This is a genomic window from Methylobacterium sp. EM32 (assembly GCF_040593685.1).
In the GTDB taxonomy this organism is placed as follows: Bacteria; Pseudomonadota; Alphaproteobacteria; order Rhizobiales; family Beijerinckiaceae; genus Methylobacterium.
Genome location: NZ_JBEXZS010000176.1, coordinates 55553 through 73268, shown reverse-complemented (window position 1 = coordinate 73268; position 17716 = coordinate 55553). Strand labels below are relative to the sequence as shown.

13 protein-coding genes and 1 pseudogene are annotated in these 17716 nt (G+C 69.6%); 7 read left to right on the top strand and 7 right to left on the bottom strand.

Annotated elements, in window-relative coordinates; translation table 11 throughout:
• The first annotated feature begins 175 nt into the window (after window positions 1-175).
• Window positions 176-2117 (top strand): annotated as a pseudogene (locus ABZT49_RS23355) (putative bifunctional diguanylate cyclase/phosphodiesterase).
• Between the two features lie 236 nt (window positions 2118-2353).
• Here ABZT49_RS23355 and ABZT49_RS23350 read toward each other — a convergent pair.
• Entirely contained in the window at window positions 2354-3244 is an 891-nt protein-coding gene (locus ABZT49_RS23350; protein WP_355289440.1) for an AraC family transcriptional regulator, read from the bottom strand.
• A gap of 198 nt (window positions 3245-3442) precedes the next feature.
• Here ABZT49_RS23350 and ABZT49_RS23345 point away from each other — a divergent pair, with 198 nt between their 5' ends.
• Window positions 3443-4021, top strand: a complete 579-nt coding sequence (locus tag ABZT49_RS23345) for a DUF308 domain-containing protein (RefSeq protein ID WP_355289426.1) — start codon at window positions 3443-3445, stop codon at window positions 4019-4021.
• Between the two features lie 147 nt (window positions 4022-4168).
• On the opposite strand, the gene ABZT49_RS23340 is transcribed toward ABZT49_RS23345, so the two are convergent.
• Window positions 4169-5029, bottom strand: coding sequence for a LysR family transcriptional regulator (locus ABZT49_RS23340; protein WP_355289424.1), 861 nt, complete (start codon window positions 5027-5029; stop codon window positions 4169-4171).
• A gap of 168 nt (window positions 5030-5197) precedes the next feature.
• Here ABZT49_RS23340 and ABZT49_RS23335 point away from each other — a divergent pair, with 168 nt between their 5' ends.
• The 4 genes from ABZT49_RS23335 to ABZT49_RS23320 all read left to right on the top strand — a co-directional run bounded on the left by ABZT49_RS23335 (window position 5198) and on the right by ABZT49_RS23320 (window position 8452).
• The gene (locus tag ABZT49_RS23335) at window positions 5198-6094 is read left to right on the top strand and encodes an NAD(P)-dependent oxidoreductase (protein ID WP_355289422.1); all 897 of its coding nucleotides are present in this window, start codon (window positions 5198-5200) and stop codon (window positions 6092-6094) included.
• Entirely contained in the window at window positions 6091-6915 is an 825-nt protein-coding gene (locus tag ABZT49_RS23330) for an oxidoreductase (protein WP_355289420.1), read from the top strand. Before ABZT49_RS23335 ends, ABZT49_RS23330 begins: the two co-directional genes overlap by 4 nt.
• 51 nt (window positions 6916-6966) lie before the next feature.
• Complete coding sequence (locus ABZT49_RS23325; protein WP_355289418.1) at window positions 6967-7815, top strand: alpha/beta hydrolase; 849 nt, start codon at window positions 6967-6969, stop codon at window positions 7813-7815.
• Between the two features lie 106 nt (window positions 7816-7921).
• A complete protein-coding gene (locus tag ABZT49_RS23320) occupies window positions 7922-8452 on the top strand; it encodes a VOC family protein (RefSeq protein ID WP_355289416.1) in 531 nt (176 codons plus the stop codon).
• A gap of 241 nt (window positions 8453-8693) precedes the next feature.
• Here ABZT49_RS23320 and ABZT49_RS23315 read toward each other — a convergent pair whose 3' ends face one another.
• The 3 genes from ABZT49_RS23315 to pcaB all read right to left on the bottom strand — a co-directional run bounded on the left by ABZT49_RS23315 (window position 8694) and on the right by pcaB (window position 12997).
• Window positions 8694-10121, bottom strand: a complete 1428-nt coding sequence (locus ABZT49_RS23315; protein WP_355289414.1) for a class II fumarate hydratase — start codon at window positions 10119-10121, stop codon at window positions 8694-8696.
• Window positions 10122-10193: 72 nt separating this feature from the next.
• On the bottom strand, window positions 10194-11531 hold the full coding sequence (locus ABZT49_RS23310; RefSeq protein ID WP_355289412.1) for a cation:dicarboxylate symporter family transporter: 1338 nt from the start codon (window positions 11529-11531) through the stop codon (window positions 10194-10196).
• Between the two features lie 104 nt (window positions 11532-11635).
• Complete coding sequence (pcaB, locus tag ABZT49_RS23305; RefSeq protein ID WP_355289438.1) at window positions 11636-12997, bottom strand: 3-carboxy-cis,cis-muconate cycloisomerase; 1362 nt, start codon at window positions 12995-12997, stop codon at window positions 11636-11638.
• Window positions 12998-13133: 136 nt separating this feature from the next.
• On the opposite strand from pcaB, the gene ABZT49_RS23300 reads away from it, so the two are divergent.
• On the top strand, window positions 13134-13910 hold the full coding sequence (locus tag ABZT49_RS23300) for a GntR family transcriptional regulator (RefSeq protein ID WP_355289410.1): 777 nt from the start codon (window positions 13134-13136) through the stop codon (window positions 13908-13910).
• 24 nt (window positions 13911-13934) lie between these two features.
• Here ABZT49_RS23300 and ABZT49_RS23295 read toward each other — a convergent pair whose 3' ends face one another.
• Both ABZT49_RS23295 and ABZT49_RS23290 read right to left on the bottom strand, forming a co-directional pair.
• Window positions 13935-15998, bottom strand: coding sequence for a hydantoinase/oxoprolinase family protein (locus ABZT49_RS23295; RefSeq protein ID WP_355289408.1), 2064 nt, complete (start codon window positions 15996-15998; stop codon window positions 13935-13937).
• Between the two features lies 1 nt (window position 15999).
• Entirely contained in the window at window positions 16000-17661 is a 1662-nt protein-coding gene (locus ABZT49_RS23290) for a hydantoinase B/oxoprolinase family protein (protein ID WP_355289406.1), read from the bottom strand.
• Between the last annotated feature and the right edge of the window lie 55 nt (window positions 17662-17716).

Below are 17716 nucleotides of genomic sequence, written 5' to 3'. Positions count from 1 at the left end.
CCGTTGGTTTGAGTTCGGCGCGAGTGCCGAGACGAACGCGCCCGCCCGCAACGACGTCCGGGCAGTCCCGACTTGCACCCCTGGCGTGGATTATCGCCCTAGCAAAACCTATAATTGAAACAACTCTCAAGCGCTGCCGGCTAGCTTCCCGGCCGTTGGCAGGATCGCTGCCTCGATGAAGCACTGGAAAGAATTCCTCACTGGAGTGGCCGGCACCCCGCTCTGGTCCAGCGTCGAGACGAGGCAGGTTGCCGAACTCAAGAAATACATCCTGTCTTTATACACGTTGCTGTCCGTCAACACGGGCGCGCTGTCGTTCACGCATTCCGCTGTGGCGCCGGCCTGGATGACCTTGGGCGTGCCGGGCGCCCTCGTGGCGCTCTGCGCGCTTCGGGCCGTCCACTGGCGGCGCCTGCGGGTCCCGGACCTCGCGGCGTCGGACGCCGCGCGCCAGCTTCGGGCACCAGCCTCCTGACGGCCGTGCTCTCCGCCTTCGTGACGTGGGCGATCGCGCTCGGCCGCTACGGCGGTCCGTTCGAGCAGGGGCACGTCGCAATCTTCGTCGCCGTCACGGTCGTGGCCTACATCTTCTACCTGACCCACCTTCCGGTCGCCGCCTTCCTAGTGACCGTCATCGTCATGGGCGTCTTCCTGGTCCACCACCTGACCAGCGGCAACCATGTCTTCGTCGCCAGCGCGCTGAACATCACCTTCGTGACGGCCGTCATGGTGCGCATCCTCGCCGACAACTTCCTGACATTCATCCGGCTCGTCGAGGCGCAGGCGCGCGCCGAATGGCTGGCGGACGAGAACGCGCGGGTCGCCCATACCGACGGCCTGACCGGGCTTCCCAACCGGCGCTACTTGTTCCAGCGTCTCGACAGCCTGCTGCAGGAGGCGGCCGGGACCGACGCGCCGTTCGGCCTCACGATCCTCGACCTCGACCGCTTCAAGCCGATCAACGACGCCTACGGCCATACCGCCGGCGACCGCGTTCTCACCGAGATCGCACGGCGGCTATCCGCCTTCGCCGGCCCGGACATCACGGCGACGCGGCTCGGGGGCGACGAGTTCGGCCTCCTCATCCGCCCGTCCCGGCCTGAGGAGGAGGTGATCGCCGTCTGCCACCGCATCTGCGAGGCGCTGCGGGCGCCGATCCGGGTCGGCGAGACGCCGGTCGTCGCGGGATGCTCCTGCGGCCTCGCCCTGTATCCGAGTGCCGGGCGCAACGCCGACGTGCTGTTCGACCGCGCGGACTACGCTCTCTACCACTCCAAGGAGCACCTGCGCGGCGCCGCGACCCTGTTCTCGCGCGAAAACGAGGATGCGATCCGCGCCGAGCTGGTGGTCGAGACCGCTCTTCTCAGCGCCGACCTCGCTGCCGAGATGGAGGTATACTACCAACCGATCCTCGACACAGCCACGGATACGATCGCCTTCGTCGAGGGGCTGGCGCGCTGGACCAGCCCGACGCTCGGCCGCGTCCCGCCCGACCGCTTCATCGCGGCGGCGGAGCGCAGCGGGATCATCATACCGTGACGATCCTGCTCCTGCGCAAGGCGCTGGCCGATACCGCCCGTCTGCCGCCAGAGGTCGGCCTGTCCTTCAACCTGTCGTCGCACAATCTGGCATCGTCCGAGACGGTCTGCGCAATCCTGGCGGCGGTGCGCGAGAGCGGCCTCGATCCGCGGCGGCTCACGCTCGAACTGACCGAGACGGCGCTGATGCGCGACTTCGAGTGCGCAAGGGAGGCCATCGCCACCCTGCGGGCGCTCGGCATCCAGATCGCGCCGGACGATTTCGGGACCGGGTATTCCAGCCTCGGCTACGTCCACCGCCTGCCGCTCGACAAGATCAAGATCGACCGCAGCTTCATGGCGGACATTCAGTCCGATCTCGGCCGCAGCGTGGTCGTGACGATCCTCGGCCTGTGCCAGAACCTCGGGCTCGATTGCATCGCCGAGGGTGTCGAGACACGCGAGCAACTGGCAGCAGCGCGCCGCCACGGCTGCCGGTACGCGCAAGGCCACCTGCTCGGGATGCCGAGGCCGCTAGACGAGCTCCTGTCCCGCGTTCGGAGCGCCACCGTGGGCGGACTGGGCCGGATCTGGGCGTAACTCTCCCGTCTCGAAACATTGACGCCGGGACCCTCGCCGCGCCGCCCGCATGCAGACACCTGACCCGTAGCCGACCAGTCTGCATGCTAATTCCTGACCCCTTGCAGACCTTCAAGCCTGCTGGCTCACGCGTCCGTTTGGTAAGAAGAAGCGGACCTTCCTGCATTGGTCACGGTATCAAAATGTCGTGATCAGTCACGCTGCTGCTATCCCAAGAAGACGACTCGTTTCTGCAATCATGTCTCGCTCGTCGGTGCAGGCTCGGCCCTCGGTGGATGGCCGAACATCGCCTTGTAAGCACGGCTGAACGCTGATTCGGACTCGTAGCCGACGCGTAGCGCGACCTCGCCGACACGTGCCTCGCGGGCGACCAGCATGTCCCGGGCGAGCGTGAGCCGCCACTCGTTCTGGTAGCGCAGGGGCGAGCGTCCGACGAGGCTGGTGAACCGCTCGCAGAAGCTCGACCGGGACATGCCGGCTACGTCGGCCAGGGCCTCGACGCCCCAGCGCGGCAGCGGTCGCTCGTGAATGGCCTTCAGCGCTCGGGCGATGCGAGCGTCGGACAGCCCTCCCAGCCATCCGGTGGTGCCCCCCCGCTGCACCCAGGTTCGCAGGGTGCGGATGACGATGACGTCGATGATCCGTGAGATCATCAGGGCCGCGCCGGGCTCGTCGTCGGTCACCTCGACCATCAGGAAGGGCACGATGCCGTCGAGCCACCCGGCTCCCTCGGCGCTCCGGATATGGATGCGCCCGGGAAGGGCCGAGATCATGCCGCGAAGACTGTGGAGATCGAACCAGAACCGGCAGACGATCACCGATGCGTGCGAGGCGGATGCCACCAGCCGGGATCCTCCGAGCCCGCGGGGCAGAAGCACGAGGTCGCCCGTGGCGATCACGACACGCTCCCCACCCTCGTCCTCGACGTCGAGCGAGCCGTCGGCGACCACGAGGACGTGGGCGGCCCCGGCCTCCAGGTCCAAGCTTGTCGAACGCGCGACGGCGTACGACCGGACATAGTCCCCGGTGAGCCGGATCTGCGCCAGCACGTGCGAGAGCAGGTCGCCGGAGACGCCGCCCGGTCCGCCGTCCGGAAAAACGGTCAAGTTTTCCAGTGATCCGGTCATGGGTGCCATCGGCGTCCAATCGTAAACCTGCCTTCCGAAGCGACGCGCATCTCTCTGAAAAGACGCCGCTTTCACGAAGCCCGGCGTGCGAGGCGCCGGGTCCGCCGCGTGATGGCCCGTCGCCCCGATCCCCCACGGAACTCGGGTTTGCCCGAGTTCCGCATCCTCCGCCGCGCCGCGCACCCGAAGGGAAAGCCGATGACGACCATCCAACAATCCGGCCGTGACGCTTCGCGCTGGCTGAGCTCCTATTACTTCCTCCGTGCCGGGGTGTCAGTCGGCTGGGTCGCGGCGGCGTTCACCATCGGCAGGACCGTGCCGCCGGCCGCGGCGGCGCTCCTGGTCGCCTATCCCGCCTGGGACGCCGTCGCCAACGTCATCGATGCGCGCCGCAGCGGCGGCTTCATCGCCAATCCCAGCCAGGTCCTCAACGCGGCCGCCAGCACCGTCGTCGCCGTCGCGGTGGCGGTCGCGCTCGGATGGGGTCTGCACGCGGTGCTGGCGGTGTTCGGGGTCTGGGCGATCCTCTCCGGCCTGCTCCAGCTCGCGACCGGCGTGCGGCGCTGGCAGGCCGGCGCCCAGTGGGCAATGGCGCTGAGCGGCGCGCAGTCGGCCCTCGCGGGTACCCACTTCATCGTCAAGGCGAACGGTGCCGCGACGCCCGAGATCACGGACATAGCGCCCTATGCGGCGTTCGGTGCCTTCTACTTCCTGGTCTCGGCCGTGTGGTTGACCGTTGCGCGGGTGCGGAGGGGAGCGACGGAACGGACCGCGTGATCCGGCGCGGCGAAGCGGGCCGTGCGTGCTGAGGGCTACTTCCTCGTCCGCAGCCCGACGTCGTCCTGCAATCTGGAGACGGTATCGATGCGCCATTCCTGCACCCGGCCGGTGGCTCGGAAAGGGCGGCGCACTGCCGGGTCGGTATCATGCGGTCGCATTCACCAGATGGTCCGACACGGTCGCGATGAATGCACGAAGGCGCTGCAGGCGCCGTAGGTCCCGGTGATACCCCATCCAAATGTCTCGCGCCGGCGGCGGCGTCGGCATGTCCAGGGTGCGGATCCCCGGGATCTGATCGCCGACCACGCGCGGCAGGACGGCGATGCCGACGCCCTGCCTGCACATGCGCCCCTGGACGTTGCGGTTGTTCGATCGCAGGACCGGTCTTGCGTTCGGGAAGCACTCGATGAGCCACGCGATGTCGGGAAAATGACCCGTCGATGTGTCGTGGGTGATCAGCCGGAAGCCGGTCCCGTCGCCAAAAGTGGGATCGGGCGCCTCCTCGGCGATGTAGACACCGTATTCGAGCCTGAAGAGCCGCCGCTGAACGACATCCGCCGTGTCGAACGGAACGATGCGAAAAGCGACGTCCGCCTCCCGCTGGGCCAGGTTGAACAGGCGCGTGCCTGTCAGGATCTCGACGTCGACATGGGGGTAGGCCTTCGTGAAATCCGCCAGGATCGGAGGGAGGACATAGGCCCCGAACCAGTCCGCCGACGAAATACGCAGGCTGCCTTTGAGATTCTGTTCCCGCCCCGCGAGCCGGCGCTGCATGGCCAGCGCGCCTTCTTCCATCTGCTCGGCCAGCGCGATGATCCCGTGGCCCTCGTCGGTCAGAACGAGACCGTCCGCCGTGCGCTGGAAGAGCGTGTGACCGATTGCCTGCTCGAGGGCGCGCAGGCGCCGGCCGACGGTCGGGTGGCTCGTCTGGAGGGAACGCGCGGCGCCGCCGAGCGTGCCGGATCGCGCGATGGCAAGAAAGATTCTGACGTCACTCCACTCCATCGCGACCACCCGTACGAAAATGAACGCGGAGAGTACAATCATGTCAGTTAAAGAACAAATTTAAGCATCTAGATTGGCGTCATCGCCGGGGAAGGCGTCCTTCCGCGGATCCTCCCGACCCACGAGGGCGGTCGCCCGGGCTCCCATCCGAACGACAGGAGACAGATCATGCAGATCGGGTTCATCGGTCTCGGCAGCATGGGCTCGGCGATGGCCCTGAACCTGGTGAAGGCCGGCCACGACGTGCGGGCCTGGAACCGGAGCAAGGTCGCTCAGGACAACGTTCCCGACGTGACGCTGGTCGAGCTCCCGGCGGATGCCTTCGACGCCGACGCAGTCTTCACGATGCTGTCCGACGACCCGGCCATCCGGGAGGTGATACTCGATGCCGGCCTGCTGGCGAGCGCGCGACCAGGGCTGACGCACATCGTCACGTCGACGATCTCGGTCGCTTTCGCGCGGGACCTGGAGCGCCTGCACGAAGAGGCGGGCCTCGGCTACGTGTCCGCACCGGTCCTCGGTCGGCCGAACGTCGCGGCGCGCGGCCAGCTCAACATCCTGGCGGCCGGAAAGGCCGAGGCCGTCGCGGGCATCGAGCCGCTGCTCGCCCTCCTCAGCAAGAAGGTCTGGAAATTGGGGGAGGACCCCGCTCGGGCGAATGCGGCGAAGCTCGCCTGCAACATGATGATCGCCATGGCGATCGAGGCGATGGCCGAGGGGATCGTGCTGACCGAGAGCGTCGGCCTCGACCGGGCGGATTTCTTCGAACTCATCCTGGGCACCCTGTTCTCGGGCCGCGCCTACGAGAGCTACAGCGCGCAGATCACCGAACGATCATTCGAGCCGGGCTTCAAAGCCAAGCTCGCGCTCAAGGACATGCGCCTGGCGACCGAGGCCGGCAACGCGATCGGACGCACGCTCCCGATGCTGGAAGCCGTCCGCGAGGGGCTCGGCAAAGCAGTCTCTGCGGGCCTCGGTGAGAAGGACTGGTCGATCATCGCCGAGATGACGGTTCGCGGCGGCAGCGTGGCGTCGCTCGAAACGACGACGGAGAAGACGCAATGAAAACCTGGCTCATCACCGGCTGCTCGAGCGGCTTCGGCCGCCGTCTTGCCCTGGCCGCGGCACAGCGCGGCGATCAGGTCGTCGCGACCGCGCGCACCGTCCGGTCGATCGAAGAGATGGCGGCCCCCTTCGCGAGCCGCTTGATCGCGCTGCCGCTCGACGTGACGGATGCGGCGGCCGCGAGATCGGCGGTAGCGAAGGCCGTCGAGACCTTCGGTGGGTTCGACGTGCTGGTGAACAATGCCGGCTACGGGCTGTACGGCGCGATCGAGGAAGGCACGCCCGAGGAATACCGGCCGATGTTCGAGGTGAACGTCTTCGGCCTGATCGAGACGACCCGAGCCGCCTTGCCCGTCCTGCGGCGCACGGGCGGGACGATCGTCAACATGTCCTCCGGCGCCGGCATCGCGGGTGGTGGCGGAGGGGGCTACTACAATGCCGCCAAGTTCGCGGTGGAAGGCGTGTCCGAGGCGCTCGCGGGCGAGTTGAAGCCCTTCGGCATCCGCGTGCTGATCGTCGAGCCCGGGCCGTTCCGCACCGATTTCCTCGGCCGCTCGATCACCATGGCGGCCAAGGAGATGCCGGACTACGCGGCGAGCTCGCGCAGGCGCTATCGCGAGACCAGCGACGGCAACCAAGCCGGCGATCCCGACAAGGCCGTTGCGGTGATCCTGCGGGCGGTCGACGCCGACGATGCGCCGCTTCACCTGCCGCTCGGCCCGGTCGCGCACGCGATTGCCGAGCGGAAGCTGGCTTCCTTCCGCAGCGACATCGACGCCTGGCGCGAGATCTCGATCGCCACGGATTTCGACCAGCCCTGAGCGCCGGCCGCCCGCGCTGCTCCAACCCCACCATCCGATCGGAGTGCGATCATGATCGCAACCTTGCAGGGATTCACCCAGCAGCTCGTGCCGGCGAACGGCATCAAGCTCAACGCCGTCACCGGGGGTGCCGGCCCGCCGATCCTTCTGCTTCACGGCTGGCCCGAAACCTGGTGGGAATGGCACCACGTGATGCCGCTGCTGGCCGAGCATTTCAGCGTGGTGGCCATCGACCTGCGCGGGGCGGGCTTCTCCGACTGTCCGCTCGACGGCTACGACAAGGCGACGATGGCGCGCGATGCGCACGAGGTCATGGCCGCCCTCGGGCATGGGCGCTACGCGGTGTGCGGGCACGACATCGGCGGCATGGTGGCGCTGTCACAGGCTGCGATCTACCGGGAGGCGGTCACGCACCTGGCCGTGCTCGACGTGCCGCTTCCCGGCTGGACGGGATGGGAGGCGACGACCGCGAGGCTCTGGCACTTCGGTTTCCATAGGAACCGTGATCTGCCCGAGCGCCTGATCCACGGCCGCGAATATGACTACGTATCGGCTTTCATGGCCGAGCGGTTCTACGATCACAGCACCTTCGATCCGGCGGATATCGAGATCTACGCGAAAGCGATGGCGCTGCCCGGCCGCACCCGCGGCGGCATGGAATGGTATCGCACCCTCGCCGCCGATCACGCGGCTGCCCTCGCGTACAAGAAGCGGCCGCTCGCGATCCCGGTGCTAGGCCTCGGCGGAGATCGGCGCTTCGGGGAGCAGATGGTGCCGATGCTGCGAGAGTTCGCCAGCCATGTGACGGGCGGCGCGATCGCGCGGTGCAGCCACTATGTCGCCGATGAGCGGCCGCACGACGTCGCGGCCGCCCTGATCGATTTCCTCAAAGCCACCTGAAAGCCGGCGCCCGCGGGAGAATGCGGGCCAAGCCGGCCGCGGCCCTCCGGGCAGAGCCCGTTCGCGAAGCCGCGGTCGATCGACCCAGCCGAGAGAGGAGACTGTCATGTCCGCACCCGTCATCCGCGGCGTCAATCATATCGGCATCACGGTGCCCGACATCGAGGCGGCGACAGCGTTCCTGGTGGACGCCTTCGGCGGCCAGGTGATCTACCAGTCCTTCGGACCGCAGGATCCGCCGCGGCAGGGACCGGACTTCGAGCGGGCGGTCGGGGCATTCCCCGGAACGGTCGTTCGCGCCCAGGCGATGGTCAAGCTCGGAACCGGGCCCGACATCGAGCTGTTCGAGATGCACGGTCCCGAACAGGCCCCGCCGATCCGGGCCAGCGACTTCGGCCTCACGCATTTCGCGCTCTACACCGACGATATCGACGCGTCGGTCGCGCGCTTCGAGAGGGCCGGCGGCACGCCCCTGACCGCGCCGCGTGCCATTCCCTACGCGACCGAAAAAGGTCCGGGGAACAAGGTCTGCTACTGCCGTATGCCCTGGGGCACGACGATCGAGTTCATCACCACGCCCGACCGCATGGGCTATCATGACCAGACGGATCTGCGGCGGTGGCAGGACGAAGACTGATACCGCCGCGCCTTCGAACGGACCCGTTCGAAGGCGCAAGGCAAGTCCGAATGGGCGTCGGCGCCGGTGCGCCGGACGCCTTGGCGTCGACGTGTCGATGCCAAGGCGCGAGGGTATGAGGCGTCAGCGGCAGGAGAATCGGGAAAAGGGAAGACGTGGAAGAAGGGCTCGTCTCGCCGTCGAACGTCAGCCCGCGCGGGCTGATGAGACGATGTCCTGAAGGACACTTCCGGACATCGTCTCATACGTCCTGCTCCCGACGCTGACCAGGACCGGGCGAGGTCATCGCGACCGGATCGACGAGGCGGTCGTACTCCTCCGCCGTCGCGAAGCCGAGGGCGATCGCCGCCGCCCTCGGGGTCACCCCCTCGCTCATGGCCGTCCGGGTGATCGCGGCGACGCGGTCGTAGCCGAGGGTCGGGTTGAGCGCCGTGGCGAGCAGCAGGGCGTTCGCAACGTTGTCCGCGAGGCGGTCCCGGTCGACGTCGAGGTCCCGCACGAGGCGAAGGGCAAAGACGCGGGTGCCGTCCGCCAGCACCCGGATCGATTGCAGCAGGTTGTGGATCAGGACCGGCTTGGCGACGTTCAGCTCGAACGTCCCGGAGGCGCCCGCCGCCGAGACCGTGGCGTGATTGCCGACGACTTGGAAGGCGGCTTGCAACAGGGCCTCGGCGACCGTCGCGTTGCGCTTGCCGGGCATGATCGACGACGACAGGCCGTCATCGGGAATTACCAGCTCGCCGAGGCCGCAGCGCGGTCCGGAGCCGAGCAGGCGGATGTCGTTGGCGATCTTGATGACTGAGACCGCCAGCACGTTGAGGGCGCCGGAGACCTCGACTAGGGCGTCGTGGGCGCCCATCCCCTCGAACTTGCTCGGGTTGGGGAGGACGGGAAGTCCCGACAGGGCTGCGACCTCCGCGCAGAACGCCTCGTCGAACCCCGCCGGCGCGTTGAGACCGGACCCGACGGCGGTTCCGCCCTGCGCCAGGCGGTGGAGGCGCGGAGCCACGGCCTCGACGCGCTCGATCCCCGATCCGATCTGCGCCGCGAAGGCGCGGAACGCCTGCCCGACCGTCATCGGCACCGCGTCCATGAGGTGGGTCCGGCCGATCTTCACCACGTCGTCGAAGGCCACCGCCTTCGCGGCCAGCGTGTCGCGCAGCAGGTGGAGCGCCGGCAGCAGCCGGTCGCGCAGTTCCAGCGCCGTGCAGAGGTGCATGACGGTCGGGAAACTGTCGTTCGACGACTGGGACCGGTTCACGTGGTCATTGGGATGGACCGGGCTGCGCGTCCCCAGGGCTTCGCCGAGGCGCTCGTTGGCGCGGTTGGCGATGACCTCGTTGGCATTCATGTTGGTCTGGGTGCCGGAGCCGGTCTGCCAGACCACGAGGGGGAAGTGGTCGTCGAACCCGCCCTCCCACACCTCGCGGGAAGCGGCCTCGATGGGGGAGGCGAGGGACGGGTCCAGCACCCCGAGACGGCGGTTGGCGCGCGCTGCGGCGAGCTTCTGCAGGCCGAAGGCCCGCACCAGGCAGACCGGCAGGCGCTCCTCGCCGATCGCGAAGACCCCAAGCGCGCGCTGCGTCTGCGCGCCCCAGTAGCGGTCGGCCGGGATCTCGACCGGGCCGAAGGCATCGTACTCGATCCGGGTCGGCGACGGCTCGGTCATGGCGCGTGATTCTCCCAGGAGGACATTGGTCGGCGTATGGGCGGAAGGCCCATGGGCCTTCCGGGGACGGGATCAGGGAGATCCTGCGCGCTCGGCGCGCAGACGCGCCATCGCCTCCTCCGCCATGCGGGGGTCGAACTCCCCGGCGAGCTTGGCGGTGACGACTGTGGCGACGCTGTTGCCGATCACGTTGGTGGTGGCGATGGCGATCGACATGAAGCGGTAGACGCCGAACAGGATCGGCAGGCCTTCGAGCGGCAGCACGCCGGTCGCCGCCACCGTCGCGGCGAAGACCACGAAGCTGCCCCCCGACACGGTCGCCGCGCCCTTCGAGGTGAGCAGCATCACGGCCAGGATGCCGAGCTGCTGGCCGAGGTCGAGCGGCACGTGATAGGCGTTGGCCAGGAAGATCACGCCCATCGACATGTAAATCGACGTGCCGTCGAGGTTGAAGGCGTAGCCAGTGGGCAGCGCGAGGCCGACCGATTGCCGCGAGCAGCCATAGGTCGGCAGCTTCTCGAGGAGCCGCGGCAGCACGCTCTCCGAGGAGGCGGTACCGAGCACGATGTAGATTTCTTCTCTGATGAAGGCGAGGAAGCGGAACAGGTTGATCTTGAACAGGGCCGAGATCGCCCCGAGCACGATCACGATGAAGGCGATCACCACGGCGTAGAAGCTCAGCACGAGGTAGATCAGCGAGAGCAGCACGCTCGTGCCGCTCGACCCGACCGCGAAGGCGACCGCCCCGAAGGTGCCGAGCGGCGCGCACCACATGATCAGGTGGATGAACTCGAAGAACGCGTCCGAGATCGTGGTGAGGCCGCGCTCGATCGGCTGACGCTTCTCGGGGGGCAGGTTCAGCAGGGCCGCGCCGAAGATCAGCGCGATCACCAGGACCTGGAGCAGCTCGCCGCGGGCAAACGCGCCGATGAAGTTGTCGGGGAAGACGTTGAGAATGAAGTCGAGCGTCGAGTGCGGCGCGGCGGCCCCGGTCGGCGCCTTGCCCTGCGCGAGGGTGGCCTTGGTCGTCTCCGCCATGCCCTGGCCGACGCCGAGCAGGTTGCCGGCGAGCAGGCCCACCGCCAGCGCGAGGGTCGAGACGATCTCGAAGTAGAGCATCGCGATCAGCCCGACCTTGCCGACGCGCTTGAAGTCGCCCGCCGAGGTCACGCCGACGACGACGCAGAGGAAGACCAGCGGCGCCACCGCCGTCTTGATCAGCCGCAGGAAGATGTCGCCGAGGATCTTCAGCTGCGCGGCAAAGCTCGGGAACAGGAAGCCGACGGCCGCGCCGAGCACCATCGCGACGACGATCTGGACGCCGAGGTTCTTCCAGAGGGCCGGGCGCGGCCGCGCCGCGGAGGAGGGCGGCGGGTGCAGGCCGGTCGGCGTAGTGACGGTCGTCGACATCGTTTCCTCCAAGGGGGTGCGAGATCCGTGACCGCGCGCTCTTGGTGTCGCCGCGGGGGCGCCCGCCCCCGCGTTGCGGCGCTAAGCGGTCGTCGTGAGGGGCATCAGCGGCCGCGCGGCGCCGAGGCGAGGACGCGGTCGACCATCTGCGGCGCGGCGCCGAGGTAGTTCCCCGGGTCGGTCAGGCGGTCGATCGCGGCCCGGTCGAGATGCGCGGTGACCTCCGGCACGGCGGCGAGCGCCTCGGCCAGGGTGCCGCCGCGCTCGTTCACGACGCGGCAGGCCGCGTAGACGAGGTCGTGCGCGGCCTGGCGGCCGGTCTGGGGGGCGAGCGCCATCATCACCGCCTCGGCGACGATCAGCCCGCGGCTGAGGCCGAGGTTCCGGCGCATCTGCGCCTCGTCGACGATCAGGCCGCCCAGGGCGAACTTCGCCTGATGCAGCGCGCCGGCGGTGAGCACGAAGCTCTCGGGAATCGCCATCCACTCGGCGTGCCAGGGGCCGGTCGCCCGCTCGAGATCCTGCACCATGGCGTCGAGCATCAGCCCGGCCTGCTGGCGGACGCCCTTGGAGGCGGCCAGCATCAGCTCGGACGAGATCGGGTTGCGCTTCTGCGGCATGGTCGAGGAGGCGCCGCGCCCGGTGACGAAGGGCTCGTAGACCTCGGCGAACTCGGTCGAGGCCATGATCATCACGTCGAGCGCGATCTTGCCGAGCGATCCGGTGACGAGGGCGAGCAGGTTGACCACCTCGGCGAAGCCGTCGCGCGCGACGTGCCAGGTCGAGACCGGCACGCCGAGGCCGAGCTCGCGGCAGAGCGCCTCCTGCACGGGAAGCCCGCTCTCCCCGAGCGAGGCCAGGGTTCCGGCCGCCCCGGCGAAGGACCCGACGAGCACCCGCGGGCGGGCTTGCGCGAGGCGCTCGGCGTGGCGGTCGAGGGCGGCGAGCCAGATCGCGGTCTTGTAGCCGAAGGTGACGGGCAGGGCCTGCTGCAGGTGGGTGCGGCCGGCCATCGGGGTGTCGCGGTGGCGCCGCGACAGGTCGGCCAGGATGGTGCGCAGGGCATCGACGTCGGCCGAGACGAGATCGAGGCCGGCGCGGATCTGGAGCACGTTGGCGGTGTCCATGATGTCCTGGGTGGTCGCTCCCCAGTGGACGAACCGGCCCGCCTCGCCGCATTGCTTCACCAGCTGGTGGACCAGCGGCAGGATGGGGTAGCCGACATTGTCGGTCTCGTGGCGGAGGAGGTCGAAGTCGAGCGCCTCGAAGCGGCAGCGTGCGGCGATCTCATCGGCGGCCTCGGCCGGAATGACGCCGCAGGCCGCCTCGGCCTTGGCGAGGGCGACCTCGACCTCGATGAAGCGTTGGATCAGGGCATGGTCGGAGAAGACCGCGCGCATCGCAGGGGTGCCGAATGCGTCGCGAAACAGGAGCGAATCGATGACGGTGGCGGCGGGTGCGGGGATCTGGCGGCTCACGGCTTCCTCCGGCCGCTCCAGGAACGGCGCTGTTATGTACGAACATTAAGATGCATATTTTATGTCCGGACATGATGTCAAGCGAGCGGGCGCGCGACGGCGCGCGGCCATGCGGGAAGGTTCGATGAGCGGCACGTTGTGGGCGCAGGTGGCGCAGGATCTGAGGGCCGGGATCGCCTCGGGCCGTTATCCGGTCGGCACGCTGCTGCCGACCGAACTGGAATTGTGCGAGCATTACGGGATGAGCCGCCACACGGTCCGCACGGCGATCCGCCAGTTGCAGGACCAGGGTCTCGTCTCGCGCAACAAGAAGGCGGGGACGCGGGTCGAGGCGGCCGAACCGACCAGCGGCTACCGCCAGTCCCTGGCGTCCCTGGAGGACCTGATCCAGTTCGGCGTCGCGACGATCCGCGTGGTCCAGGAGACGGCGCACGTCACGGCCGATGCGGGGCTGGCTGCGGAGATCGGCTGCGAGGAGGGGACGCGCTGGTTCCGGATCTCGAGCCTGCGCCTGAACAACGAGCCGGGCGCGCCCCCGGTGAGCTGGACCGACGTGTATATCGACCCGCTCTACGCCGATCTCGGCGAGACCGCCCGCGTCACGCCGGAGGTTCTGATCACGACGCTGATCGAGCAGCGTTACGGCCGACGCTGCGCCGAGATCCGGCAATCCGTCGACGCCGTCGCCCTGCCGGCGGCCCGAGCCGCCGCGTTGCAGGCGCAGGCCGAGGCGCCCGCGCTCCGGATCGTGCGCCACTACGTCGACGAGAGGGGCGGGATCTTCGAGATGTCCTCGACGATCCACCCGGCGGGACGGTTCACGGTCTCGCAGCGGCTGCGACGCATGACCGGAGGCGGGACCGCCGCGGATGCGGACCTCGCCGGGACCGGCGGGCCGTGACGGCGGCGTGCCGCCCCGTCGACCTCATCCGTCCGCCGCGCTCCCGCGTCTCAACCGGACGTCGAGCCACCCGTGCCGATCGACCGTGACGACGTCGCCCGCGCCGGCGATCACGGTGGTGGTCTCCGCCTCGACGATCGCCGGCCCCGTGATCGTCATGCCCGGGGCGAGCCCCTCGATCCGGTAGACGGGGACCGGGCGCCAGCCGCCGAAATAGGCGCGGCGTTCCGCGACGGGCGCGGCCGGCGACGGCGAGAGGGCCGCGGCCTGAACGGGTGGGACGGCCACCGTGCCGACGACGGCGACGCGGGCGTTGACGAACACGACTTCCTGATCCCGTGAGGCGTAGGTGAACAACTCCTCGTGGCGGGCGTGGAATTGCTCGTGGACCCGGGCGACTAGCGCGGGCGCATCCCATGCGAGGTCGTCGAGCGCCACGTCGACCTCGAAGACCTGCTCGCCGTAGCGCATCTCCGCCGAGCGCTCGACGCGCAAGGGGCCGTCGAACCACTCGCGCAGCCGGGCCGTCGCCTGCGCCTCGAGGTCCGAGAAGATGGCCCGGAGCCCGTCGTCGTCGACGGCCGCGCGCTCGCCGACATGGGTCCGGCTCACCTCGTAGCGCAGGTCGCTCGCCAGCATGCCCCAGGCCGAGAGGACCGAGGCGACGGTCGGCACGATGACCCGCGGGATCTCCAGCTCGCGGGCGACCTCGACCGCGTGAAGGCCCGCGGCGCCCCCGAAGGACAGGAGGGCGAAGCGCCGGGGATCGACGCCCCGCCGCAGGGTCATGAGGCGGATGCCGTCGGCCATCTTCAGGTTGATCAGCCGGTGGATGCCGAGCGCCGTCTCGTCGCGCGAGAGGCCGAGCCTCGGCGCGAGGGCGTCGGCCGCGGCTTCCGCGGCGGCCCGGTCGAGCCGCTTGCGGCCGCCGAGGAAGGTGTCCGCATCGAGGTAGCCGAGGAGGAGATTGGCGTCGGTCACGGCGGGCTGCGTCCCGCCCGCGCCGTAGCAGGCGGGCCCCGGGACGGCGCCCGCGCTCTCCGGGCCGACCTGGAAGCGCTCGTTCTCGAAGCTCGCGAGGGAGCCCCCGCCGGCCGCGACCGACGCGATGTCGAGGGAGCGAAGCGCGATCCGCTCGCCGGCGAGCCCGCGGGCGCCGGACAGGGCCGCCTGCCCGTCGACGATCAGCGAGATGTCGGTCGAGGTTCCTCCGACGTCGAACGGGATCAGGTCGGGAATGCCGAGCATCGCGGCGCAGCGGCGCGCGCCCGCCACCCCGCCGGCCGGGCCCGACAGGACCGTCGCCGCCGCCAGTCGTCCCGCCTCCTCGACCGGCGCCATGCCGCCATGGGACAGGATGATGAACAGGGCGCCGGCCAGGCCGGCCTCGCGCAGGCGCCGTTCCAGGTTGGTGAGGTAGCGCTGGACCGCCGGCCCGACATAGGCGTTCACGACTGTGGTCGAGACGCGCTCGTATTCCTTGATCTGAGGCAGCACGTCGCTGGAGCGCGACACGAAGAGGTCGGGGAGCTCCCGTGCCAGCCGCTCGACCGTGGCGATCTCGTGGGCCGGGTTGCGGTAGGCGTGAAGGTAGCACACCGCGACCGCCGTCGCGCCGGAGGCGCGGATGCGGGCGACCGCCTCGGCGAGAGATCCCTCGTCGAGCGGGACGGCCACCGAGCCGTCGGCCCGCAGGCGCTCGCGGACGCCGATGCGCAGGGAGCGGGGCACCAGCGGCTCGGGGGGGCCTGAGCGCAGGTCGTAGCGGTCGTCCTTCAGGCCCTCCCGCATCTCCAGCACGTCCCGATGCCCCTCGGTGGTGAGGAGCGCGACCCGGGCGCCCTTGCGCTCGAGGAGCGCGTTGGTGGCGACCGTCGTGCCGTGCACGATCCGCTCGGTTCCCGACAGCATCTCCCGGAGGCCGAGGTTCAGCCGGCGGGCTAGCTCCTCGAGGCCGGCCAGCACGCCGAGCGACTGGTCGTCCGGGGTGGAGGGCGATTTGGCGAACACCGTCGTGCCGGTGCGGTCGATCGCCACGAGATCCGTGAAGGTCCCGCCGACGTCGATCCCGATCCTGAACTGCGCCACCTCAACGGTCTCCCTTGCCGCTCACCAGTCCCTCGGCGAGGTCCCGCTGCCGGGCGGCCGCGTCGCGGGCCTCAGGGGGCCCCCAGCCGCCGCCGCCGCCCGAGCGGATCTCGAACACGTCTCCGGGCCGGACCGGGATGCCGGTCTCCTTGGTCCTGAGCATCCGGGGCTCGCGGCCCTCCGACAGGAGGCGGTATGCGTGCGGGGCCGCGTCGCGCCCGCCCTGCATGCCGCAGGCGCCGTAGCGGATCCCGTCGCCGGCGGTGTTCGCGACGGCCGGCGTCGCCGTCTCGACGACGAGGTCGAGGGCGGCGCCGAGGCCGCCGCGGAACCGACCCTCGCCGCCGGAATCGGGCAGGAACTCGTGGCGGCGGAAATGCAGGGGGAAGCGGACCTCGGCGAACTCGACGCTGCCGAACTTCAGGCCGCCGACCGTGTGCCACTCGCCGGCCGTCGACCAGCCGTCGCCGCCCGACGATGCGCCGCCGCCGGGGCGGGCGTGGAACATGTGCCAGATGAAACCGCGCCCGGTGCGCGGGTCCTCGCCCTGGAGCGCGATGCGGAAGCGCCGGCCCCAGCCCGCCATCGCCCGCTCGGGGCAGGCGCCCGAGAGCGCCTTGACGATCGCCTCCACGATCTCGTCGGAGGGGTGGCTGGTGCACATCGTCACCGGCCGGCCCGGCTCGGCCCAGACGATCGTGCCCTCGCGCGCCTTGACGGTGAGCGGGCGGAACGCGCCGGCATTCTTCGGCACGTCGGCGTCGAGCAGGTAGGCGAAGGCCATCGCGCAGGCCGACTGCATGTTGGCGTGCGAGGAATTGACGAAGCTGGTGCTCTGCGGATCGGACGCCGTGAGGTCGACCTCGACGTCGCTGCCGCTCTTCGTCACCCGGGCGTGGATGCGGATGTCCTCGCGGCCGTGACCGTCGTCGTCGAGGAACGCCTCGCCCTCGTAAACGCCGTCCGCCCAGGTCGCGACGATCGCGCGGGCGCGCTGCTCGGCGGCGTCGAACAGCCCGTCCACCGCCTGAACGACGACAGGCCCGCCGAACTCGGCGAAGAGCTTCCTCATCCGGCGCTCGCCGAGGGTCGCGGCCCCGACCATCGCCGCCAGGTCGCCGCGGAAATCGTGGCCGTTGCGGGTGTTGAGGGCGAGGAGATCGACCAGGTCCTCGCGCAGGCGCCCGGCCTCGTAGAGCCTGATCGGCGGGACCCGCAGCCCTTCCGTCCAGATGTCGCGGGCATCCGGATTGTAGGCGCCGTAGGTCGAGCCGCCGATGTCGCTCTGATGCGCCCGCACGACGGTCCAGAACAGGCGTTCGCCGCCGTCGAAGACCGGCACGAAGGCGGTGAGGTCGGGCAGGTGCGACCCGCCGTGATAGGGATCGTTCATCAGGATGACGTCCCCCGGCGCCACGTCCCGGAAGCGGTCCTCGACGGCGCGCGTCGCCCAGGGCAGGGCGCCGACATGGACCGGGATGTGGTCGGCCTGGGCGACGAGCCGCCCCTGCGTGTCAGTGATGCCGATCGAGAAGTCGCGGCTGGAATTCAGGATCTGCGAGTACGAGGTCCGCAGCATCGCCTCGCCCATCTCAATCACGATGGAGGACAGGCGGTGCTCGACGACCGAGCGGGTGATGGGATCGACGGGGCGCGGCATCATGGGTTCCGGGCTGGCGGTCTTCCGGGTGGGGCGGGGCCGGTTCAGTGCACCTCAC